The organism is Cellulophaga omnivescoria (assembly GCF_027915275.1).
Classification (GTDB): Bacteria; Bacteroidota; Bacteroidia; order Flavobacteriales; family Flavobacteriaceae; genus Cellulophaga; species Cellulophaga omnivescoria.
On the sequence record NZ_CP115819.1, the window covers coordinates 693,017 to 716,211 of the forward strand.

General features: G+C 33.7%; 21 protein-coding genes. 11 read left to right on the forward strand and 10 right to left on the reverse strand.

The window, feature by feature from the left end:
- The first annotated feature begins 137 nt into the window (after window positions 1–137).
- The 7 genes from PBN93_RS03065 (at window position 138) to PBN93_RS03095 (ending at window position 11,039) form a co-directional block, all read left to right on the forward strand.
- Entirely contained in the window at window positions 138–6,419 is a 6,282-nt protein-coding gene (locus PBN93_RS03065) for a beta strand repeat-containing protein (RefSeq protein ID WP_271081403.1), read from the forward strand.
- A gap of 204 nt (window positions 6,420–6,623) precedes the next feature.
- On the forward strand, window positions 6,624–7,544 hold the full coding sequence (locus PBN93_RS03070) for a hypothetical protein (RefSeq protein WP_271081404.1): 921 nt from the start codon (window positions 6,624–6,626) through the stop codon (window positions 7,542–7,544).
- Between the two features lie 2 nt (window positions 7,545–7,546).
- Complete coding sequence (locus tag PBN93_RS03075; protein ID WP_271081405.1) at window positions 7,547–8,695, forward strand: gliding motility-associated C-terminal domain-containing protein; 1,149 nt, start codon at window positions 7,547–7,549, stop codon at window positions 8,693–8,695.
- A gap of 34 nt (window positions 8,696–8,729) precedes the next feature.
- Complete coding sequence (locus tag PBN93_RS03080; RefSeq protein ID WP_271081406.1) at window positions 8,730–9,185, forward strand: GNAT family N-acetyltransferase; 456 nt, start codon at window positions 8,730–8,732, stop codon at window positions 9,183–9,185.
- 5 nt (window positions 9,186–9,190) lie between these two features.
- On the forward strand, window positions 9,191–9,937 hold the full coding sequence (locus tag PBN93_RS03085) for a M15 family metallopeptidase (protein WP_271081407.1): 747 nt from the start codon (window positions 9,191–9,193) through the stop codon (window positions 9,935–9,937).
- A gap of 46 nt (window positions 9,938–9,983) precedes the next feature.
- Window positions 9,984–10,751, forward strand: a complete 768-nt coding sequence (locus tag PBN93_RS03090) for a M48 family metalloprotease (protein WP_077403609.1) — start codon at window positions 9,984–9,986, stop codon at window positions 10,749–10,751.
- A gap of 120 nt (window positions 10,752–10,871) precedes the next feature.
- Window positions 10,872–11,039: a DUF6747 family protein gene (locus tag PBN93_RS03095; RefSeq protein ID WP_271081408.1), complete on the forward strand. Its 168-nt coding sequence runs from the start codon at window positions 10,872–10,874 to the stop codon at window positions 11,037–11,039.
- Window positions 11,040–11,140: 101 nt separating this feature from the next.
- Here PBN93_RS03095 and PBN93_RS03100 read toward each other — a convergent pair whose 3' ends face one another.
- The gene (locus tag PBN93_RS03100; protein ID WP_077403606.1) at window positions 11,141–11,569 is read right to left on the reverse strand and encodes an ankyrin repeat domain-containing protein; all 429 of its coding nucleotides are present in this window, start codon (window positions 11,567–11,569) and stop codon (window positions 11,141–11,143) included.
- Between the two features lie 238 nt (window positions 11,570–11,807).
- Here PBN93_RS03100 and gpmI point away from each other — a divergent pair, with 238 nt between their 5' ends.
- The 4 genes from gpmI (at window position 11,808) to PBN93_RS03120 (ending at window position 15,844) form a co-directional block, all read left to right on the forward strand.
- The gene (gene gpmI, locus PBN93_RS03105) at window positions 11,808–13,325 is read left to right on the forward strand and encodes a 2,3-bisphosphoglycerate-independent phosphoglycerate mutase (RefSeq protein WP_271081409.1); all 1,518 of its coding nucleotides are present in this window, start codon (window positions 11,808–11,810) and stop codon (window positions 13,323–13,325) included.
- 53 nt (window positions 13,326–13,378) lie between these two features.
- Window positions 13,379–14,185, forward strand: coding sequence for a type I methionyl aminopeptidase (gene map, locus PBN93_RS03110; RefSeq protein ID WP_271081410.1), 807 nt, complete (start codon window positions 13,379–13,381; stop codon window positions 14,183–14,185).
- A 23-nt stretch (window positions 14,186–14,208) separates the two neighbouring features.
- The gene (locus tag PBN93_RS03115; protein WP_271081411.1) at window positions 14,209–15,000 is read left to right on the forward strand and encodes a DUF3667 domain-containing protein; all 792 of its coding nucleotides are present in this window, start codon (window positions 14,209–14,211) and stop codon (window positions 14,998–15,000) included.
- A 79-nt stretch (window positions 15,001–15,079) separates the two neighbouring features.
- Entirely contained in the window at window positions 15,080–15,844 is a 765-nt protein-coding gene (locus PBN93_RS03120; protein WP_271081412.1) for a class I SAM-dependent methyltransferase, read from the forward strand.
- Window positions 15,845–15,846: 2 nt separating this feature from the next.
- Here the strand turns inward: PBN93_RS03120 and PBN93_RS03125 are convergent, their stop codons facing one another.
- From PBN93_RS03125 to PBN93_RS03165, 9 genes are all read right to left on the reverse strand, one after another.
- Window positions 15,847–16,881: an FAD:protein FMN transferase gene (locus PBN93_RS03125; protein ID WP_077403591.1), complete on the reverse strand. Its 1,035-nt coding sequence runs from the start codon at window positions 16,879–16,881 to the stop codon at window positions 15,847–15,849.
- Entirely contained in the window at window positions 16,859–17,218 is a 360-nt protein-coding gene (locus PBN93_RS03130) for a Na(+)-translocating NADH-quinone reductase subunit F (RefSeq protein WP_077403588.1), read from the reverse strand. Before PBN93_RS03130 ends, PBN93_RS03125 begins: the two co-directional genes overlap by 23 nt.
- An 87-nt stretch (window positions 17,219–17,305) precedes the next feature.
- The gene (locus PBN93_RS03135; RefSeq protein ID WP_077403585.1) at window positions 17,306–17,704 is read right to left on the reverse strand and encodes an ankyrin repeat domain-containing protein; all 399 of its coding nucleotides are present in this window, start codon (window positions 17,702–17,704) and stop codon (window positions 17,306–17,308) included.
- Between the two features lie 190 nt (window positions 17,705–17,894).
- Window positions 17,895–18,278, reverse strand: a complete 384-nt coding sequence (locus tag PBN93_RS03140; RefSeq protein WP_271081413.1) for an ankyrin repeat domain-containing protein — start codon at window positions 18,276–18,278, stop codon at window positions 17,895–17,897.
- A gap of 221 nt (window positions 18,279–18,499) precedes the next feature.
- Window positions 18,500–19,807 carry an NADH:ubiquinone reductase (Na(+)-transporting) subunit F gene (gene nqrF, locus PBN93_RS03145; RefSeq protein ID WP_077403579.1) on the reverse strand — a complete coding sequence of 436 codons (1,308 nt, stop codon included), beginning with the start codon at window positions 19,805–19,807 and terminating at the stop codon, window positions 18,500–18,502.
- Between the two features lie 2 nt (window positions 19,808–19,809).
- Window positions 19,810–20,544: an NADH:ubiquinone reductase (Na(+)-transporting) subunit E gene (gene nqrE, locus PBN93_RS03150; protein ID WP_077403576.1), complete on the reverse strand. Its 735-nt coding sequence runs from the start codon at window positions 20,542–20,544 to the stop codon at window positions 19,810–19,812.
- A 27-nt stretch (window positions 20,545–20,571) separates the two neighbouring features.
- A complete protein-coding gene (locus PBN93_RS03155) occupies window positions 20,572–21,219 on the reverse strand; it encodes an NADH:ubiquinone reductase (Na(+)-transporting) subunit D (protein WP_013620212.1) in 648 nt (215 codons plus the stop codon).
- Between the two features lie 3 nt (window positions 21,220–21,222).
- Window positions 21,223–21,972, reverse strand: coding sequence for a Na(+)-translocating NADH-quinone reductase subunit C (locus PBN93_RS03160; RefSeq protein ID WP_077403569.1), 750 nt, complete (start codon window positions 21,970–21,972; stop codon window positions 21,223–21,225).
- Between the two features lie 20 nt (window positions 21,973–21,992).
- Window positions 21,993–23,195, reverse strand: a complete 1,203-nt coding sequence (locus PBN93_RS03165; RefSeq protein WP_077403566.1) for an NADH:ubiquinone reductase (Na(+)-transporting) subunit B — start codon at window positions 23,193–23,195, stop codon at window positions 21,993–21,995.

Genomic DNA, 23,195 nt, shown 5'->3' on the forward strand with positions numbered 1-23,195 from the left:
CTGTATATAGTAGTTGATATAGTAAAGTTATATCAACAAATAACTATCACGCATACAATAAAGGTTGTTTTACAACAAACTTTATTAACCAAACTGTTATTTTTTTAATTTACAATTGTTAACCATTACACATATTTATGAAAATCAACAAATTATTATTAATCAGTTTTTTTGCTTTTGCTCATTACTCTTATGGGCAGGTAAAAATAGGTAATGATATAAATACGATACATCCTTCCTCTATTTTAGAGTTAGAAAGTACGGACAAAGTATTAATATTAACCAGAGTTACCAATGCACAAATGCTAGCCATTACTCCCCTAACTGGCGCTATGGTGTATAATACAGATGAAAATTGTATGTTTCAGTACAACGGTATGCTATGGCAATCTTTGTGCAACACAAGTTCTTTTAATGAAACAAAGACAGTTATTTTTGATAATAACGACGGTACGTTTTCCTACACAAACGAAAATAACGTTACGGTAACCATCACAAAATCACAATTAACAGCTAACGGAGACGGAACTTTTAGCTACACTAATGGCAATGGAACTCCAGTAAATTTTACAGGAACTGACAACCAAGCTATAAGTACAGATGGAACAGCTGGAAACCTAACTTTAGAAAATGGTGGCTCTGTAGTTTTAAATGTTGATGATGCGGATGCGGATGCCACCAACGAAGTAAACACAGGATTTACTTTAAACGGCACAGCTTTAGAAATTACAGATGCAGATGGTACATTGTCTCAAGACTTAGACGGAACTTTTGTTACAGAAACCGAATTAACAGCGAATAATACAGCAACTACAAATGCTATTAATACGGTACAAGCAGATGTAGACAATAATGAGGCGGCCTCAAATACAGCTATCGCTTTAAAAGAAGATGCTGCTAACAAGTCTACCAACGTAGCTTTAGGAACTTCAGATGATGCTTTCCCTACTCAAAATGCTGTTAAAACTTATGTGGATGCACAAATTACAGCTTCTAATTCTGCTGATGGTGATACTGATGCTACCAACGAGGTAAACACAGGATTTACTTTAAACGGTACAGCTTTAGAAATTACAGATGCAGATGGTACATTGTCTCAAGACTTAGACGGTACATTTGTTACAGAAACTGAATTAACAGCTAACAATACAGCAACTACAAACGCTATTAATACGGTACAAACGGATGTTGATAATAATGAAGCGGCTGCAAATACAGCAATCACAAATTTACAGAATGACAAAGAAGATGCTGCTAATAAATCTACCAACGTAGCTTTAGGAACTTCAGATGATGCTTTTCCTACTCAAAATGCTGTTAAAACTTATGTAGATGCACAAGTTGCTGCTTCTAATTCTGCTGATGGCGATACGGATGCTACAAACGAGGTAAACACAGGATTTACTTTAAACGGCACAGCTTTAGAAATTACAGATGCAGATGGTACATTGTCTCAAGACTTAGACGGAACTTTTGTTACAGAAACCGAATTAACAGCGAATAATACAGCAACTACAAATGCTATTAATGCGGTACAAGCAGATGTAGACAATAATGAGGCGGCCTCAAATACAGCTATCGCTTTAAAAGAAGATGCTGCTAACAAGTCTACCAACGTAGCTTTAGGAACTTCAGATGATGCTTTCCCTACTCAAAATGCTGTTAAAACTTATGTGGATGCACAAATTACAGCTTCTAATTCTGCTGATGGTGATACTGATGCTACCAACGAGGTAAACACAGGATTTACTTTAAACGGCACAGCTTTAGAAATTACAGATGCAGACGGTACTTTGTCTCAAGACTTAGACGGAACTTTTGTTACAGAAACTGAATTAACAGCTAACAATACCGCAACTACAAACGCTATTAATGCGGTACAAACGGATGTCAATAATAACGAGGCTGATGCTGATGCTGCTATAACTGCTGCAAACACAGCAATCACAAATTTACAGAATGATAAAGAAGATGCTGCTAATAAATCTACCAACGTAGCTTTAGGAACTTCAGATGATGCTTTTCCTACTCAAAATGCTGTTAAAACTTATGTAGATGCACAAGTTGCTGCTTCTAATTCTGCTGATGGCGATACGGATGCTACAAACGAGGTAAACACAGGATTTACTTTAAACGGAACAGCTTTAGAAATTACAGATGCAGATGGTACTTTGTCTCAAGATTTAGACGGCACATTTGTTACAGAAACTGAATTAACAGCTAACAATACTGCAACTACAAACGCTATTAATGCGGTACAAACGGATGTGGATAATAATGAAGCGGCTGCAAACACAGCAATCACAAATTTACAAAATGATAAAGAAGACGCTGCTAATAAATCGGACGATGTAAATTTAGCGGATGCAACAAATACAAAATTTCCAACCGAACTAGCAGTTAAAACTTATGTAGATGCACAAATTACAGCTTCTAATTCTGCTGATGGTGATACGGATGCTACCAACGAGGTAAACACAGGATTTACTTTAAACGGTACTGCTTTGGAAATTACAGATGCAGATGGTACTTTGTCTCAAGACTTAGACGGTACTTTTGTTACAGAAACTGAATTAACAGCTAACAATACTGCAACTACAAATGCTATTAATGCGGTACAAACGGATGTTGATAATAACGAAGCCGCTGCAAACACTGCTATCGCTTTAAAAGAAGATGCTGCTAACAAATCTACCAACGTAGCTTTAGGAACTTCTGATGATGCTTTTCCTACTCAAAATGCTGTTAAAACTTATGTAGATGCACAAGTTGCTGCTTCTAACCAAGTTATTGTAAGTACAGATGCCAACAATAATATTACAGCTGGGGTTGATGGTGGTGCTTTTTATGACGATGCTTCTTTGCAAACTAATATTGCCAATAATGCTACTGCAATCACTACAGAAACCACAAGAGCTACAAATGCAGAAAATGCTATTCAGGCTGATGTTGATGCCAACGAAACTGCGACAACTAACGCAATTGCTGCGGTACAAGCAGATGTTGACGCTAATGAAACTGCAGCTAATGACGCTATCGACCTTAAAGAAGATACTGCCAATAAATCTGATGCAACTGATTTAGGCAACACTTCCCCTTCTTCTACTTTATTCCCTACTCAAAATGCAGTTAAAACATATGTAGATGCACAAGCTGATGGCAATATAACCTCAACAGATATTGATGTTACAGGTGGTACTAATGCTGCATTTGAAAATGTAAGCCTTAGTATTGCAGATAATGCCATAATAGCAAGTAAAATTGCTAATGATAATGTTACTTTAGATAAGTTAGCTAACGGAACTAGCAATGGTCAAATAATGAGATGGAACGGAACTAATTGGATATTAGATAACGAAACGGTATCCAAATTAGAGAGTCCAGCTGGCTCTGAAAACAGCTTAGTTTTTACAGATGAAATTAATGGAGTAACAACAATACCTAATATTGTAAGAAGTGTAAATGGTGTAAATCCTACTGCAAACGGAAATGTTGCTGTTGTACTATCTAGTGTTTCAACTGGACTTGAATCTGATAGACCTGCAACTGGAGTGGACTCTGACATTTACATTGTATCTGGTGAAGTAGCCCCTAATACAGATAGAAATGGTGTTGCTTTTATATATGATGATCCAACAGGATGGCAAGAGGTAGCCACAGACTTATCTACTAATGATGCTCGTTATGTTAATATTATTGGTGATGCTATGACAGGTCCTTTAACAATGGGCGGTAATGCTGTAACCTCAATAGCAAATCCTGTAAACCCACAAGATGCTACCTCTAAAAGTTATGTAGATGCTCAAATAATTGCTTCTACTCAAGTTATTGTAAGTACAGATGCCAACAATGATATTACCACTGGGGCTGATGGTGGTGCTTTTTATGATGATGCTACTTTACAAACTAATATTTCTAATAACGCTACCGCAATAACTACAGAAACCACAAGAGCTACAAATGCAGAAAATGCTATTCAGGCTGATGTTGATGCTAATGAAATTGCTGCCACCAATGCTATAAACCTTAAAGAAGATGCAGCTAACAAGTCTACCAACGTGGCTTTAGGAACTTCTGACGATGCTTTCCCTACTCAAAATGCTGTTAAAACTTATGTAGATGCACAAGTTGCTGCTTCTAACCAAGTTATTATAAGTACAGATGCCAACAATAATATTACAGCTGGGGCTGATGGCGGCGCTTTTTATGACGATGCTACTTTACAAACTAATATTTCTAATAACGCTACCGCAATAACTACAGAAACCACAAGAGCTACAAATGCAGAAAATGCTATTCAGGCTGATATTGACGCTAACGAAACAGCGGCAACTAATGCTATTGCTGCCGTGCAAACTGATGTAGATAATAATGAAGCGGCTGCAAATACAGCTATCGCTTTAAAAGAAGATGCTGCTAACAAGTCTACCAACATAGCTTTAGGAACTTCAGATGATGCTTTCCCTACTCAAAATGCTGTTAAAACTTATGTGGATGCACAAATTACAGCTTCTAATTCTGCTGATGGTGATACGGATGCTACCAACGAGGTAAACACAGGATTTACTTTAAACGGCACAGCTTTAGAAATTACAGATGCAGACGGTACTTTGTCTCAAGACTTAGACGGAACTTTTGTTACAGAAACTGAATTAACAGCTAACAATACCGCAACTACAAACGCTATTAATGCTGTACAAACGGATGTAGACAATAATGAAGCGGCTGCAAATACAGCTATCGCTTTAAAAGAAGATGCTGCTAACAAGTCTACCAACATAGCTTTAGGAACTTCAGATGATGCTTTCCCTACTCAAAATGCTGTTAAAACTTATGTGGATGCACAAATTACAGCTTCTAATTCTGCTGATGGTGATACTGATGCTACCAACGAGGTAAACACAGGATTTACTTTAAACGGCACAGCTTTAGAAATTACAGATGCAGACGGTACTTTGTCTCAAGACTTAGACGGAACTTTTGTTACAGAAACTGAATTAACAGCTAACAATACCGCAACTACAAACGCTATTAATGCGGTACAAACGGATGTCAATAATAACGAGGCTGATGCTGATGCTGCTATAACTGCTGCAAACACAGCAATCACAAATTTACAGAATGATAAAGAAGATGCTGCTAATAAATCTACCAACGTAGCTTTAGGAACTTCAGATGATGCTTTTCCTACTCAAAATGCTGTTAAAACTTATGTAGATGCACAAGTTGCTGCTTCTAATTCTGCTGATGGCGATACGGATGCTACCAACGAGGTAAACACAGGATTTACTTTAAACGGAACAGCTTTAGAAATTACAGATGCAGATGGTACTTTGTCTCAAGATTTAGACGGCACATTTGTTACAGAAACTGAATTAACAGCTAACAATACTGCAACTACAAACGCTATTAATGCGGTACAAACGGATGTGGATAATAATGAAGCGGCTGCAAACACAGCAATCACAAATTTACAAAATGATAAAGAAGACGCTGCTAATAAATCGGACGATGTAAATTTAGCGGATGCAACAAATACAAAATTTCCAACCGAACTAGCAGTTAAAACTTATGTAGATGCACAAATTACAGCTTCTAATTCTGCTGATGGTGATACGGATGCTACCAACGAGGTAAACACAGGATTTACTTTAAACGGTACTGCTTTGGAAATTACAGATGCAGATGGTACTTTGTCTCAAGACTTAGACGGTACTTTTGTTACAGAAACTGAATTAACAGCTAACAATACTGCAACTACAAATGCTATTAATGCGGTACAAACAGATGTTGATAATAACGAAGCCGCTGCAAACACTGCTATCGCTTTAAAAGAAGATTTAACAAACAAATCTGATGCTACAGATTTAGGAGACACATCGCCATCTTCAACTTTATATCCTACCCAAAATGCAGTTAAAACTTATGTAGACACTCAAATTAGTGGTATAATAGGCGGAAGTGTCACAAATTTAAGTCAAGATGATACTTCTGGTGTTATTAGTTATGTAAACGAATCTGCAATAACACAAACTGCAGAAGTTATTTCTGCTGACACCAATAATGATATTACTCCAGGAACTGATGGTGGTGCATTTTACAATAGTATGGTAAAAGCAATAGGAAAAGTAAATGCTCTTGGTGTAATACTAAAAGGTACAACAGGTGTTACTGTTGTTAAACAAGTTGGAGCTGGACATTATAGAGTTAATTTACCAGCAGGAACTGTTTCTGATGCTAACTACATTATCCAATTAAGTCAGCCTGGAAGAGCTGGTGCTGGCAACGATGACCCAGGAATTTCTTATAGCAACCAAACAACTGCTGGATTTGATGTTATTGTTGGAGATAATGATAACGGAGGATCAGACAGAGCAAGGTTTGACTCCGAATTTATGTTTGTAATTCTAGACTTATAAAAATAACTAAAAGGTAAAATATAAAGACAATCAAAATAAAGTTTAACCCTTAAAATTTAAATCTATAATCAAAAAACCGAGTTACTTTTAGTTCCCCAAGTAATTCATCAAATTAAACAAACTTCTACTTCTTAATACTAGTTACAAATCAACAACCAATAGCAGACTAGTATGCTTTAAGAAATAGACAAAACCAATAATTTAATGATGATGAAAAAAATAATATTCAAACTAATGTTGCTATCACCAATAGTAATGTGTTACGGCCAAATAGACCCTAATTTATTATTAGGACTTACTAGTGCAACTTCTGCAGAAATAAGCGGAATAACAGGCTCTTTAGAAGGTTCAATTTTGTATAATACAGATGAAAAACGCATCTATTTATACAACGCCACTGTATGGCAAAAAATTCCAGATATCACAGATTTACTACCCGCAACCTATACCCCCGGTTCAATTTTATACACCAATTCATCTGGAGAACCTGAAGAGGATAACAATCAAATTTATTGGAACAATACCAATAACAGGCTAGGAATTGGAACTAACACCCCTACAAACAAATTACAAGTTAGTGGCGCAATACGAAGCGCAGGCTTATTAAACAGTGATGGAAACCAAGGTGAACCATCATTTAGATTTAATGGAGATACCGATACAGGTATGTACAGAACTGCTACCAACGAACTTAACTTTAGTGTTGGCAACAAGGAGGCTATTCGTATAGACAAATACAGCTCTACCAACTCCCAGGTTTTAATTAGTGACCGTTTGGGTATTGGTTTTAACTTACCAGAAGATTTAGCATATTCAGGCGATAATGTCCATTCAACTTTAGAAGTTAAAGGTTCTGTTTCTACAGCTATAGATGTTACCACTGGAGATTTAACTTTAAACGAAACTCACCATACTATAATTTTAGGCGGGGCACATAACATAACATTACCGGATGCTTCTACGTGCAAAGGAAGAATTTATGTAATTAAAAACCCAAACACTCTAACATTAACAGCTACAATTAGTACTTACAAAGATTTAGTAGGTGCTAACATAAGCGTTATATTAAGTTTAAAAACAATTTGGCTACAGAGCGATGGCACAGATTGGCAACAAATACAATAATAATGAAACAAATACTTTTCTATATCTGTTTAAGTTTTTCCTGCTTACTATCATCACAAAACATAGTACATAATACAGGAAACTTAAAAATTTTTAATGATGGGCAAATTGGTTTTCATATTGATTTGGCAAACGATGGAAATTTTGACCAAAACGAAGGTTTAGCTGGTTTTTATAGTGACAATACCAGAACCATTTCTGGAGCTTTTAAACCTGTTTTTAAAGATATGGAAATTGTTGTAACAAACGATTTATTTTTAAATGTAGCTGTAGGCATTACAAACAATAGTAACTTTATTTTAGGAGACATTGTTACCCCTAGAAATACAACCGATATTAATTTAGATTTTATAAATTACGCATTTTATAATGGCGATGCTAACCTTACAAAGGTTGATGGATATGCTGCAATTACAGAAAAGCATAATTTTAGTTTCCCAATTGGATATCAAAATAAAATTAGACCTCTTTATATAGATTCTGAAACAAGCAACAACACTGCAAAAAGTGCTTACTTTTACGAAGATCCCAACGCTCCTTCTACATTTACAAAAAGCTTTAATACCAACAATTTTGCTGATATTTTAACCGCTGTGAGCACCTATGAATTTTGGCACCTAGAAGCAGATACCAACTCTAAAATTACATTAACTTGGGATATTGATAGTAATATAAACAGTTTTACTGATACTATTGAAGATTTACGTATTGTAGGATGGAACAAAACATTAAATATTTGGGAAAATCTAGGCAATACAGAAATAAGCGGAAACTTTAGTTCTGGTTCTATAACATCAGATACTTTTGTGCCAAATAATTATGATATAGTTACCTTTGGGAGTAGTTTAAGTGCTATTTCTACTAATTTTGAAAACTATTTTGTATCTCCAAATAATGATGGTGTAAATGATTTTTTACACTTTAAAGAGGTTTCCTTATCTCCAAAAAATAACAATCTAAAAATTTATAGTAGATGGGGAAGAATTGTTTATGATAGAGATAGTTATGATAATACTTTTGGAGGCACCTCTAATGTGCGTGGGGTTGTAAAAGCTGGCAGTGCTTTACCAGACGGCGTATACTTTTATATATTAAATTTACAAGATGTTAATATTATACACCAAGGATACATCTATTTAGGAAATCAATAATACGTACTTTTGCCATACACCTTTTTTAGATTGTATGATGAACCACAACCAACTTGTTTTTAAATTAATTACTGCAAAAGAAACATATGCTGTAAGGCACCCTGTTTTAAGGAATGGAAAGCCTTTATCATCCTGTGAGTTTAATGGAGATAATAGAGATACAACTTATCATATTGGAGTTTACACAAACAACACTTTAGTTGGCGTAGCAAGTCTACTAAAAGCAAACAACACAACTATTTTAGATGTTTTTGCTTACCAACTTAGAGGTATGGCCATTGCTAACAAGTACCAAGGTAAAGGACTTGGCAAAAAAATTATTCACTACGCAGAAACAATTTTAAAAGAAAAAGGCGTTTTATTATTATGGATGAATGCCAGAGAAAGCGCTATTCCTTTTTACCAAAAATGCGGTTATAAAAAAAGTGGCAACATTTTTGACATACAAAATGTAGGACCTCATATGGTTATGTTTAAAAAATTAAATTAAAAGTTATGCAAAGAAGATCATTTATTCTTAAAACCGGAATTTTAGGTGCTGCCGCATTAACGGCTCCACATCTTATTTTTGCCAAAGAGCAAGAAGATGAAGTTACCTATTCTATTGAAGAGTTAATGGGTAAAGCAGATATTGATTTGTATGGCAAAGGAATTAACCTTAGAAAGGAAGCTCATGATGCATTTAAAAAAATGAAAGTTGCTGCTTACAGTGCTGGTATAGATTTAAAAATAGTATCTAGCTACAGAGATTACTACAGGCAGGAGGGTATTTGGGAACGTAAGTATTTAAAATATACAGACGATCAAAAAATGAAACCACTTAATGCAATTGACAAAATTATTGAATACTCTACAATACCTGGCACAAGCAGACACCATTGGGGCACTGACATTGATATTATAGATGGATATCAAAAAACAAGTGGAGACGTTTTAGTTCCTAAAAAATTTGAAGAAGGTGGACCTTTTGAAGATTTAAAAAAGTGGATGGACCAAAATGCTAATGATTTTGGCTTTTATTTGGTGTATACAAATGATAAAAAAAGAAGAGGTTTTAAGTACGAGCCTTGGCACTACAGCTATGCACCAATTTCTAAACCTATGCTAGAACAGTTTAGAGGTAAAAACATTATGAGACTGGTAAAAGACCAAGGTCTTTTGGGTGGTGAGCACTTTACAGCTGGCTTTCTAAAATCATACATTGTAAACAATATTTTAGATATTAATCCAGAGCTTTTATAACTCTTTTTGTATCTTGGTTTTTAAAACTAACCAAGATTAAACTATAATGAGAAGAGGAAATTGGAAAATTAGAATACTTATAGGGCTTGCTATTGTTGCTTTTGCTTACATTCAACGTTGCAGTAACAAGGAAGAAAATCCATACACAGGTAGGGTACAAAATATTAATATGGATGCAAATCAAGAAATTGCTATTGGTTTGCAAAGTGCTCCGCAAATGGCACAACAGCACGGTGGTTTGTATCCAGATCAAAAACTACAAAGTTTTGTAGATGCTGTGGGTAATAAGTTAGTACAAAATAGTATTGCAAAAGATACACCCTACAGGTATGAATTTCATTTACTGGCAGATGAAAATACAATAAATGCATTTGCCCTCCCAGGCGGACAAATATTTATTACCTATGCCCTATTCTCTAAGCTTAACGAAGCACAATTAGCTGGAGTATTAGGCCATGAAATAGGACACGTAATTGGCAGACACTCTGCAGAGCGTATAGCAGATAGCAATTTTTGGCAAACATTATCTACAGGGGCATCTGTTGGTGCAGATATGGGAGGCTTAGTTAATGGAATTGGTCAAAAAACACTACTTACAAATGGTCGTGGTGATGAATTAGAGAGTGATGAACTTGGCGTATTATTTATGATACAGTCTGGTTACAACCCTGAAGAAATGATAACTGTAATGAAAATTTTAAAAGCAGCTGCAGGGCCAAACAGACAGCCAGAATTTCAAAGCACACACCCAGATCCAGAAAATAGAATAGAGAAAATAAAGGAGGCAATAAAAAAATATAAAAACAAAAAATAACTATTCGATGAAATGCATTTTAATCTCGTTATTTTTATTTAATTTTGTAGCACCCCAAGCCTAACTCATTGTTTTTAACCATTATAGCTTTGAGAATATTAATTCTAAAAAAGAGACTATATGGGAAGGCTACTAGAATACAAAAGACTTTATTTAAGTGCATTTGACAATTGCAGACCAATATTTGCTGTTGTTTTATTAAAAGCATATTCATTTTTTTGCTTTGCATTAATATCTATTACTGTTTATGCTTTTTTATACAGAGCATTTACAGGGTTTAGATTTTAGGAAAAATACTTTTTACGAGAACATTTATAAAGTATCAGCATTAAAAAATCCCTTTAATTTTAATTAAAGGGATTTTTTGGTTGATGATTGTTGGATGAACTCTACTTTCTTTTTCTTTTATTTTTTCTTGCCAACTTTTTTTCTTTAGCTACTTGCCCTAAAAAAGCTATAGTTTCTTTTGCGTTAGATAATTCTGCGTGCTTCATTATTGTACGCCCTTTATCACACTTAATTCTTAAATCTGCACCATTGGCTACAAGTATTTCTAAAATTTCTACTTTATTGTAACGCGCAGCAAATATAGCAGGTGTCATTCCGTTAGACTTTTCATTTACATCTACTCCAAACTCTATTAACTTACGCACTGTTTCTACATCGCCCTTTAAAATAGCTAAACAAAAAGGACTTACTACCTCAATTTTAACCTCCTCTACCCTGTAGTTTGGTTGTATACTATTAATAACATTTGCTTTTACTACTGTTGTTGCTGCAACTAAAACTGCTGCAAAAACTAAAATTGTTGTTTTCATGATGATTGTTGTTTTCTGATTTATTTGATGAATTATATACACAAGTAAAGACGACCTTTAATAGCTTATGTTTCAGTAAAAAATGATTATAACATAATTTTAACAAGCGTTTACAGATACGATATCGTTTTAGTTAAACCAATACGTTAACACTTTCTAAAAAATAAAAAAAAGACAAGCCAGTTAGCTGTAAAACTTAATAATTGGTGCTATTTTTGAGTAGCAAAAAAATAAGAAGATGAACAAAAAAGTTATTTTAATGATTTTAGATGGATGGGGTAAATCTCCAGACCCTAAAATCTCGGCCATAGAAAACGCAAATACTCCTTTTATAGATAGTTTGTATAGCAAATATGCAAATGCTAATTTATTAACCGATGGAATGAATGTTGGTTTACCAGAAGGACAAATGGGTAACAGTGAAGTTGGACACATGAACCTTGGTGCTGGCCGCATTGTTTATCAAGATTTAGCTAAAATTAATTTAGCTGTTAAAGAAAATACTCTTAAGGATGAAGAAGTAGTTAAAAATGCCTTTAAATACGCCAAAGAAAATAATAAAGCTGTACATTTTTTAGGACTTTTAAGTAATGGTGGTGTGCACTCACACACATCACATTTAAAAGGACTAATTAGCGCGGCACAAAGTTATGGTATAGAAAAATCTTTTATACATGCTTTTACAGACGGAAGAGATGTTGATCCTAAAAGTGGTAAAAGCTACGTAAATGATATTATTACCTTTTGCAAAGATAAAAACACCAAATTAGCAAGTGTTATTGGTCGTTACTACGCTATGGACAGAGATAAACGTTGGGAGCGTGTTAAATTGGCATATGACTTATTAGTTAATAATGCCGGTACAAAAACCAACAATATAGAGCAAGCTATACAAGATAGCTATGATAACGATATTACAGATGAGTTTGTTAAGCCAATTGTTGTAACAGATGAAAATGGTACTCCTACAGCCAAAATACAAGAAGATGACGTTGTTATTTTCTTTAATTTTAGAACAGACCGTGGTAGAGAACTTACAGAAATGTTAAGCCAAGATATGTTTCATGAATACAATACACATCCTTTAAAATTGTATTATGTTACAATGACAAATTACAACGAAGCCTATAAAAATGTGCACGTTATTTACGATAAAGCAAATATTGATGAAACTTTAGGTGAAGTTTTATCTAAAGCAGGAAAAAAGCAAATTCGTATTGCAGAAACAGAAAAATATCCTCACGTTACTTTTTTCTTCAACGGAGGTAGAGAGGTTCCTTTTGATGGAGAACAACGCATTTTATGTCCGTCTCCAAAAGTTGCAACGTATGATTTACAACCAGAAATGAGTGCTTTTGATATTAGAGATGCCATAATACCCGAGTTAGAAAAAGGAGAAGCAGATTTTGTTTGCTTAAACTTTGCTAATCCAGATATGGTAGGCCATACAGGAGATATGCAAGCTGCAATAAAAGCCTGCGAAACTGTAGATAGTTGCGCGGAATCAGTTATTACAACTGGTTTAAAAAATGATTACACCACTATTGTGATTGCAGATCACGGTAATTGCGAGACTATGATAAACCCAGATGGCAGCCCCAACACTGCACATACAACCAATCCTGTACCACTAATTTTGGTAGACAAAGAATTAAAACAAATTAATGACGGTGTTTTAGGAGATATAGCACCTACAATTTTAAAATTAATTGGTGTAGAGCAACCAAAATTAATGACTCAAAAATCTTTAGTTTAAGATTTGTAGTCTTATAATACGGATTTTATAAGATTGTTTTACCTTTGCACACTATGGTAAAAATTAAAACACCTGAAGAAATAGAAATAATGCGCGAAAGTGCATTAATGGTTTCTAAAACACTAGGCATAATTGCTAAAGAAATTAAGCCTGGTGTTACCACATTGCAATTAGATAAAATTGCAGAAGAGTTTATAAGAGATAATGGAGGTATACCCGGTTTTTTAGGATTATATGATTTTCCTAATACGCTATGTATGAGCCCTAATGAACAAGTAGTACACGGCATCCCAAACAATAAGCCATTAGAAAATGGTGAAATTATATCTGTAGATTGCGGCGTTTTAAAAAACGGTTATTACGGAGATCACGCATACACTTTTGAAATTGGAGAAGTAGATCCGGAAACTAAAAAATTGCTTGATATTACCAAGCAATCATTATATGTAGGCATAAAAGAATTTAAAGCAGGTAATAGAGTTGGTGATGTTGGTTTTGCTATTCAGCAATTCTGTGAAGCAGAAGGTTATGGAGTAGTTCGTGAACTGGTTGGCCATGGCTTAGGTAAAAAAATGCACGAAGGACCAGAAATGCCAAACTACGGTAAGCGTGGTAGAGGTAAAAAGTTTGTAGAAGGTATGGTTGTTGCAATAGAGCCAATGATTAACCAAGGCACAAGAAAAATTGTACAACATAAAGATGGTTGGACAATTACAACATTAGACAACAAACCAAGTGCACATTTTGAGCACGATGTGGCAATTGTAAATGGCAAACCACAATTATTATCTACTTTTGACTATATTTATGAAGCCCTAGGAATAGAGAGTAATGAAGAGGATGAGTTTAGGGTAAAATAACAACCTAACCATATCTTTAATTTATGAATTGCAAAACGTGCAATACAGGCATTGCAGACACACATAAATATTGCTCTAATTGTGGAGCAAAAATAGTATTAGACAGGATATCATTAAAAGGCGCATGGCAAGAGTTCATTGGGCCTTTTTTTAGTTGGGACAATAACTTCTGGAAAACCTTTTTTAACTTATTTACAAAACCTAAAGAGGTTTTAGAGGCTTATATTGATGGTGCTCGCAAAAAATATTTTCAGCCATTTTCATATTTGGTAGTTTACGCAACTATTGCCTTAATTATTAATAAAATTTTCCCTAGTACAGAAGTAGCAGATTTTACTAACGGTATTAAATACGGTATAGGGGATGCTAACCCCAAAGCTCCAAAAGAGGCATTAGAAAGCCTAAATATAATATATCAATTTTACTCTAATTATTATAATCTAATTATAATATCTAGCATTCCTGCGTATAGCTTACTAACATATTTAACTTTTAAAAAAAGAGACCACAACTATTCAGAGCATTTAGTTTTTAATGCATATTTACAAGCCAATTTAGGCTATATACTTATTGCTTCACAACTTATCTTTTATAACCTTATAGGGCTTTCAAAAGGAATAGTTTCAAGTGCATTTCTTGTTATATCTACTATTTATGCAATATATGTTTTTATAAAATTGTATAAACTTACATTTAAACAAACACTATATGCCTTTTTTAAATATATGGGCTTTATTATACTAGCCTTTATTATTTTTATAATTTTAAGTATTGGTATTGGTATTTTGTATGCAATGACAATAAAAACTAGCTAAAACATACTTTTAAAGTATATTTACGTTTTAATAATTGCTACCCAAAAATGCAGCAAACATTTAGTACCTGAATACATTTATGAAAAAGCTTTTTAAAACCATTTTAAACACAATACCTAGGCCCTTATTAATAAAACTAAGTTATGTATTGCGTCCTGTACTAACTTTTTTTATGCGTGGTAAAACCTATGTAGACCCAATAGATGGTAAAGGCTTTAAAAAGTTTTTACCGTACGGGTATGAAAAGCAACGAGACAATGTATTATCTCCTTCTACACTATCATTAGAGCGCCACAGATTGCTTTGGCTTTATTTACAGAGTGAAACAGACTTTTTTACGGCAGATCTTAAGGTGCTACATTTTGCGCCTGAACAAGCGTTTTATAAGCGTTTTAGAAAAATGAAGAATTTAGAATACACTACTACAGATTTAGAATCTCCTTTAGCAGATGTAAAAGCAGATATTTGCAACTTACCTTTTAAAGACAATACTTATGATGTTATACTATGCAACCATGTTTTAGAACATATACCAGATGACACAAAAGCTATGCAAGAAATGTACAGAGTTTTAAAACCTGGCGGATGGGGTGTTTTTCAAATACCACAAGATTTGAGCAGAGAAAATACTTTTGAAGATGATAGTATAACCGACCGAAAAGAGCGCGCCCGTATTTTTGGACAGTATGACCACGTACGTATTTACGGCAAAGATTACTTTACCAAATTAAGAAAAATTGGTTTTATGGTTGAAGAGGTAGATTATACAAAAAAAATATCTCCTCAAGATGTAGCAAAATATTGCTTAGCAAAAGGAGAAATACTACCTGTTGTAAAAAAATAACACTACTCTACTATTAAATCCTTAAATCCCTTAGTTATATATTCTTTAACATTGCCTGCATTATCTAAATAAATAATATAAGCCTGTAAAGTAGTATCTTTTTCAATTATTTTTTTAGAATCTTCTAAATCCATTGCCATAAAAGATGTTGCATAACCATCTGCTTTAGCACAATTTCCAGTAATAATGGTAGCTCCTAAAACTTTTGCATTTTTAGTATACCCGGTTTTAGGGTCTAACGTATGTACATATTTTTCTTTAGTAATTGGGTCCACTCTAAAATGCCTATAATTACCAGATGATGCCATAGCAACATTTTTAAGTTTTACTGCTGCCTTGTAATTATTTCTATCTTCTACCTCAGGATCATTTATGCCCACAACCCACTTTTTTTGTTTCTTTAAATTTTCACCTTTAGCAAAAATTTCACCTCCAACTTCAATTAAAAAATTTGTAATACCTTTTTTCTCTAGCATTACTGCTAGCCTATCTATAGAATACCCTTTTGCAATAGCATTAAAATCAAACAAAATATTAGAACTAGCTTTTTTAATAGTGCCCTTATTAGTTAATTGTACCTTATTAAAACCAACATATTCTAGTAAGCTATCAACTTTAGAACTATCTAATTTTATTTGCTCACCAGGGCCAAAACCCCAAGCATTTACCAAGGTCCCAACAGTAGGATCAAAATAGCCATTTGTTTTGTTATTAATGTCCTTTGATAAATTAAAAACCTCTTTAAACATATGATCTACCTGTAGTGTTGAGTCTCCTTCATTAATTTTAGAAATATCAGACGACGGCATATACGTAGACATAGATTTGTTTATCACTTTAAAAACAGAGTCTATTTCTTTTTGGTAGTTAACCTTTTTGTTAGAAAAGTAAATAATACTGTATGATGTACCCAAGGCAGAACCATTATTACGGTTTTCAACAATTTTAGGTTGAGCATCATTTTTACAAGAACTAAATGTCAAAACAACTGTAATTATCGTAATAAGTTGTAATTTATACTTTAATAAGTCCATCATAATCTACTATATATTCTTCATTTAAATAAACTGGCAAGTTAGGATCAGAAGCATTTGTTAACCTTACACCTGCATAATAAGCCGTGGCATCCATTTTTTCTGCATGCTCTTTCATTTTTCCCATAAAAGCAATGTCATACGCATTAGGATTATTAGGATAAGCAATAGCTCTAACAACAATAAAATGTAATACTTTATCTTTTAAACATACAAACTGTGGGTTGCGTTTGGGTTTGCTATTAACCCCCATAAACTCATAGCCATTTGCTTCTAAATGCTTGCCAACAATATTCATTGCCAAGTTATGAAGTTCTTGTTCTGTTAAAGGTTTTCCCATAGTGCAAAATTAAAATAAAAAAAAGAGACTGCCCCACTAAAGAAGCAATCTCTTTCTAACTAAATTAAATAAGAAACCTTTTAAAGCTTATAAGCTTTTTAAATATTTTACTGCAGCGTGTGCATTAGCAGCTTTAGCATATTTTAATGCTGTAGCACCTATTTTAGATTTTGCTTTAACGTCTGCACCGTTAGAAACCAATAGTTTCATTAATTCCACGTTGTTATACCTTGCTGCATACATTAATGGTGTCATTCCCATTACTCCAGATTTCTGATTAATATCTGAACCAAATTCTAAGAATTTTTTAGTTGTGTCAAAATTCCCCTTTACAACAGCTATGCTTAAAGGTGTTAAATCCTTAATAGTTGTTTTTACAATTTTTAAATCTTTTTTAAGTATTGGCCTATCTGGACCATTACTTGCAGATAAACTTGTTGCTACTAAACTAAATACGATTCCGAATGCGATAACTGATTTTTTCATGATAATTGCTTTTTGATGTGATGATTGTTTTTTTGTTTTCGTTTAATGTTTGTTGTTTTTGTACTACACTTATATAGACGACGAATAATTAATTTTGTTTCAGAAATTTTTCATTATAACTTTTATTTAACACTGATTAGGAGTTAGTTAAAAGCTTGTTAACGTTCTAAAAACAAGTTGTTAGCATTACCTAAATAGATTGTAAAAACGCAACGGCTTCTGGTGCATTAGATAATTTTGCATACCCCAACGCCGTGTATCCTATTTTAGATTTTAATGTTACATCTGCTCCATTACTAATTAACAATTTTAACAATTTTACATTGTTATACCTCGCCGCGTACATTAATGGCGTCATACCAGAAATAACAGATTTTTGATTACTATCTGCACCGTATTCTAAAAAACTTGCAGTTGTTTTATAATCTCCTTTTGCAACAGCAATACTTAAAGGAGACACATTTTTAATGGTAGTAACATTCATTTTTTTAAGCGGTAATGGCTTTTTTTCTGATGCTACAGAAGGTGCTACAACACTTAATAAAAGACTACATACGATGATTGATTTTTTCATGATTGATGATTTAAATGATTATTATTTTTTGATTACACTGTAAAAGTATAACAGCTTTGTAGTGTAATAAATAGTTTTATGATGAGCGGTAATAACCAAGAAGCGAACGGTTACAGGCAAGAAAATTTTGAAAACAAAACACAAAAGAGCACCAACTTTTTTATACAAAAAAAGCCGATACTTTATGTATCGGCTTTTAATATATAGTTTTTATAATTGGACTATCCTCCAAAGTCATCAAATCTGATGTGCTCATCTGGAATACCAAAATCTTCACCCATTTTCTGAACAGCTTTGTTCATTAAAGGAGGTCCACAGAAATACAATTCAATATCTTCTGGTGATTCATGGTGATTTAAGTAGTTATCTATAACACAATTGTGAATAAAGCCTACAAAACCATCCCCTGGTGCATCTATATTTTCTTTTACTTTCCAGTTATCTTCAGGTAAAGGCTCAGAAAGTGCTAAGTAAAACTTAAAGTTAGGGAATTCTTTTTCTAACTCGTAGAAATGATCCAAGTAGAATAACTCTCTCTTAGAACGGCCACCATACCAGTAAGTAACTTTTCTTCCTGTTTTTAATGTTTTAAATAAGTGGTATAAGTGAGAACGCATTGGCGCCATACCAGCTCCACCACCCACGTAAAGCATTTCAGATTCAGATTCATTTATAAAGAACTCACCGTAAGGTCCAGAAATAACAACTTTATCTCCTGGTTTTTGCGCAAATATGTATGATGATGCTACACCTGGGTTAACATCCATCCATCCGTTTTTAGCTCTATCCCAAGGCGGAGTAGCAATACGTACGTTTAACATAATTTCACGACCTTCTGCAGGGAAAGAAGCCATAGAGTAAGCTCTCTCTACAGTTTCTTCGTTTTTCATTACTAGAGGCCACAAATTAAATTTGTCCCATTCTGCCTGAAACTTATCTGGAGTTTCATGTTCTTCAGGGTGAGCTGTGATATCTATATCAGAATACTTAATTTCACATTCAGGAATTTCTATCTGAATATAACCTCCAGCTTTGTAGCCCATATCCTCTGGAATTTCAACTACAAATTCTTTTATAAATGATGCAACATTGTAGTTACGTACAACTGTAGCATCCCATTTTTTAATACCAAATACTTCTTCAGGAATGGTAATTTCCATATCCTGCTTAACTTTAACCTGGCAAGCTAAACGCGCACCGTGGTTTAATTCCTTTTTAGAGAAGTGAGGAGTTTCTGTAGGTAAAGCATCTCCACCTCCAGATAATACGTGACACTCGCACTGTATACAAGTACCACCACCACCACATGCAGATGGTAAAAATATTTTTTGATTACCTAATGTTGTAAGCAAAGAACTTCCTGAACCTACTTCAACTTTCTTTTCTCCGTTAATGGTTATAGTAACAGGACCAGAAGGAGATAATTTTTCTTTTGTAAAAAGTAAAAGAGCAACTAATAATAACAATAACGCCATAAAAGCAATTACTGTAATTACAATTGTACCTATTGTGCTTGTAGCTAAAATCATTCTTATTTATTTAAAGCGTTATTGTAAGAAACTGAATTTTCATCAATTTCATTTTTAACTTCCTTGTCTTGTACTTTCTGTGCAGTTTCTGTTGCTTCTTTTTTAGGAGCATCATCACCACCAGTTAACATACCCCCAAAGCTCATAAAACCAATAGCCATAAGACCTGTAATTATAAACGTAATACCTAAACCTCTTAAAGGAGCAGGAACGTTAGAGTATCTAATTTTTTCGCGAATGGCAGCAATTGCTAAAATTGCTAAAAACCAACCAATACCAGAACTTATTCCGTAATTAAAAGCTAAACCTAAGGTTTGTATATCTCTAGATTGCATAAATAATGAACCACCTAAAATGGCACAGTTTACAGCAATTAAAGGTAAAAATATACCCAAAGAGTTATATAATGATGGCGAAAACTTTTCTACTACTATCTCTACCAATTGTACCATTGTTGCAATAGTTGCAATAAATAATATAAATGATAAAAAGCTTAAGTTATAATCTGCATACTCTGGCCCTAACCAAGCTAAAGCTCCATCTCTTAATAAGTACTGATCTAACAACCAGTTCATAGGTACAGTTACTGCAAGTACAAATATTACTGCAGCACCAAGACCAACGGCTGTGGATACTTTTTTAGATACTGCCAAATAGGAACACATTCCTAAAAAGGTAGCAAATACCATATTATCTATAAATATGGATTTAAAAAATAATTCTACATGTTCTAACATAACATTGTATTTTTTATATAACTAATTCTAGTTTTCTTCTATTAATGCCTTATTTCTTGAACGTTGTACCCAGATAATGATACCAACTACTATTAGTGCCATTGGAGACAGTAACATAAATCCGTTGTTTTCATATCCTATAGCATACAATCCCGTTTTCTCAATAGGATCTCCTAATACTTTAAATCCTAATAAAGTACCAGAACCCAAAAGCTCTCTAAAGAAACCAACAATAATTAAGATTAAACCGTAACCAAAAGAGTTTCCAATACCATCTAAGAAAGATCTCCAAGGGCCGTTTGCCAAAGCAAAAGCCTCAAAACGTCCCATAATGATACAGTTTGTAATAATTAACCCAACAAATACAGAAAGGGTTTTACTAAGTTCATACGCAAATGCTTTTAGCACTTGATCTACAATAATTACCAAGGCAGCTACTACTACCAATTGTACAATAATTCTAATTTTAGAAGGTATAATATTTCTCATTAAAGAGATAACAACGTTACCAATTCCTAATACAAACATTACCGAAACCGCCATTACTATTGACGCCTTTAACTCTGCTGTAATTGCCAATGCAGAACATATACCTAATACCTGTATAGTAATTGGGTTGTTGTCTGCTAATGGATCTAATATTAGATTTGCATCTTTTTTAGAAAGTAATCCCATTTCTTATTTTTTAGCTATAGTTTCTAAATAATCTTGATAAAGTTTAACGCTTTCTTTAATCATAGCCGTTACACCATTACCTGTAATGGTTGCACCTGCTAAAGCATCAACTTTGTTATCGTCTTTTCTTTCGTTAATTGGATCATTGTTACCTTTAGCAACACTAATTCCAACAAACGCGCCATTATTTAATATAGACTCTCCTTTAAAATCATCCATAAAATAACGTTGCTTTATGTTTGCTCCTAGACCAGGCGTTTCTCCTTTGTGATCAAAAAACACACCTTGTACTTTTAAGTCTTCGCCTACTGCAACAAAGCCCCAAATAGCATCCCAAAGACCTTTACCTCTCATTGGTATAATGTAAGACTTTACTCCGTCTTTTTCACCAATAAATAAAGGCAACTTTCTAGTTTCTCCATTTTTAGCAGCTGTTTCTTGCTTTTTTAAATCTATTAAATAAGCTTCGTCATTTGGCGTAATTTTACCATTTTCAATAACTAGTTGCTCTTTAATATATTTTTTAAACTCAGCTTCTACTTTATCTGTAGGTATAAAATTTATACTTCCTTCGTCTACATTATCATTAACACCCATTGCATAAAGGATGTTTTGTTGCTTCTCAAACTTTTCATTCATCTTAATTTTACCACTTAAACTAGATGCAGTAAATGCTAAGATAGAACCCACAACTACAACCATTACGGCTGCAAAAATGACGGTGTAACTATTTTTATCTGTATTAATTGCCATATCTATTCTTTTAACGCTAATTAAGCTGTAGCTTTATTTGATCTTTTTAAACGTTTTTTAACATTGCTTTGTACTACATAATGATCTATAGTTGGAGCAAAAACGTTCATTAATAATATTGCTAAGAATACGCCTTCTGGATAAGCAGGGTTAAACACTCTAATTAAAACAGAGATAAACCCAATAAAGAAACCGTAATACCATTTTCCTTTATTTGTTTGTGAACCAGTTACAGGATCTGTAGCCATGTATACAATACCAAAAGCTAAACCACCAACAAGTAAATGCTGCCAAAACTCAAAGCTCATTAATCCGTAAAACTTACTTCCTTCACTAATCCAGTCCGCACTAACAACCCCGTTAAAAATTAACCCCATTGTTAAAGCTCCTATTACAGCACTTAACATAATTCTCCAGCTTGCTATTTTTGTAAAAATCAAAAACAAACCTCCTAAAAGAATTAAGAACGTAGACGTTTCACCTACAGAACCTGGTATAAAACCAAAGAACATATCTGAAATTGAGTATGACGCATCTGTATTTTGTGCTAACTGTCCTAAGATAGTTTCACCAGAAATAGCGTCTGCAGTACCTGCTCTTTCTACAGCCTCATGCACCCAAACTTTGTCACCACTCATCCAAGTAGGGTAAGCAAAAAATAAAAATGCTCTAATTGTTAATGCTGGGTTTAAGATATTCATACCTGTACCACCAAAAACTTCTTTCCCTATTACAACACCAAAAATAACAGCTATAGCTAGCATCCATAATGGTGTATCTATTGGTACAATAAGAGGCACTAACATTCCAGTAACCAAGTAACCTTCTTCTACCTCATGACCTTTAATAACAGCAAAAATAAATTCTACTGCTAAACCAATAACATAAGATACTATTACCAGTGGTAATACTGTTGTTAAACCTACTAAAAAGTTATCCCACGTTAAAAAATCATTTAGTAACGAAAAATCTGCAGGAAAACCATTAATTGCAGAATAATGTTGGTAACCAGCATTAAACATCCCGAAAATTAAAACCGGAATTAACGCCATTATTACCGTATTCATTGTACGCTTTAAATCGTCTGCTGCTCTTACGTGAGACCCAGAGTGCGTAGTTTCATTAGGCAAGTACAAAAACGTATGGATTGCATTAAATGCAGGTGCCATTTTTTTGCCTTTATACTTTTCCTTTAAATTGTGTAATGTATTTTTAAGACCCAT

Excerpts from the sequence above, each read along its gene's own strand:
- nqrE (WP_077403576.1), bottom strand. The coding sequence starts at position 20,544 with ATGTTAGAACATGTAGAATTATTTTTTAAATCCATATTTATAGATAAT.
- PBN93_RS03100 (WP_077403606.1), bottom strand. The coding sequence starts at position 11,569 with ATGAAAACAACAATTTTAGTTTTTGCAGCAGTTTTAGTTGCAGCAACA.
- PBN93_RS03165 (WP_077403566.1), bottom strand. The coding sequence starts at position 23,195 with ATGGGTCTTAAAAATACATTACACAATTTAAAGGAAAAGTATAAAGGC.
- map (WP_271081410.1), top strand. The coding sequence starts at position 13,379 with ATGGTAAAAATTAAAACACCTGAAGAAATAGAAATAATGCGCGAAAGT.
- PBN93_RS03135 (WP_077403585.1), bottom strand. The coding sequence starts at position 17,704 with ATGAAAAAATCAGTTATCGCATTCGGAATCGTATTTAGTTTAGTAGCA.
- PBN93_RS03125 (WP_077403591.1), bottom strand. The coding sequence starts at position 16,881 with ATGATGGACTTATTAAAGTATAAATTACAACTTATTACGATAATTACA.
- nqrF (WP_077403579.1), bottom strand. The coding sequence starts at position 19,807 with ATGATTTTAGCTACAAGCACAATAGGTACAATTGTAATTACAGTAATT.
- PBN93_RS03095 (WP_271081408.1), top strand. The coding sequence starts at position 10,872 with ATGGGAAGGCTACTAGAATACAAAAGACTTTATTTAAGTGCATTTGAC.
- PBN93_RS03085 (WP_271081407.1), top strand. The coding sequence starts at position 9,191 with ATGCAAAGAAGATCATTTATTCTTAAAACCGGAATTTTAGGTGCTGCC.
- PBN93_RS03065 (WP_271081403.1), top strand. The coding sequence starts at position 138 with ATGAAAATCAACAAATTATTATTAATCAGTTTTTTTGCTTTTGCTCAT.
- PBN93_RS03090 (WP_077403609.1), top strand. The coding sequence starts at position 9,984 with ATGAGAAGAGGAAATTGGAAAATTAGAATACTTATAGGGCTTGCTATT.
- PBN93_RS03120 (WP_271081412.1), top strand. The coding sequence starts at position 15,080 with ATGAAAAAGCTTTTTAAAACCATTTTAAACACAATACCTAGGCCCTTA.
- PBN93_RS03160 (WP_077403569.1), bottom strand. The coding sequence starts at position 21,972 with ATGGCAATTAATACAGATAAAAATAGTTACACCGTCATTTTTGCAGCC.
- PBN93_RS03130 (WP_077403588.1), bottom strand. The coding sequence starts at position 17,218 with ATGGGAAAACCTTTAACAGAACAAGAACTTCATAACTTGGCAATGAAT.
- PBN93_RS03155 (WP_013620212.1), bottom strand. The coding sequence starts at position 21,219 with ATGGGATTACTTTCTAAAAAAGATGCAAATCTAATATTAGATCCATTA.
- PBN93_RS03075 (WP_271081405.1), top strand. The coding sequence starts at position 7,547 with ATGAAACAAATACTTTTCTATATCTGTTTAAGTTTTTCCTGCTTACTA.
- gpmI (WP_271081409.1), top strand. The coding sequence starts at position 11,808 with ATGAACAAAAAAGTTATTTTAATGATTTTAGATGGATGGGGTAAATCT.
- PBN93_RS03070 (WP_271081404.1), top strand. The coding sequence starts at position 6,624 with ATGATGATGAAAAAAATAATATTCAAACTAATGTTGCTATCACCAATA.
- PBN93_RS03080 (WP_271081406.1), top strand. The coding sequence starts at position 8,730 with ATGATGAACCACAACCAACTTGTTTTTAAATTAATTACTGCAAAAGAA.
- PBN93_RS03115 (WP_271081411.1), top strand. The coding sequence starts at position 14,209 with ATGAATTGCAAAACGTGCAATACAGGCATTGCAGACACACATAAATAT.
- PBN93_RS03140 (WP_271081413.1), bottom strand. The coding sequence starts at position 18,278 with ATGAAAAAATCAATCATCGTATGTAGTCTTTTATTAAGTGTTGTAGCA.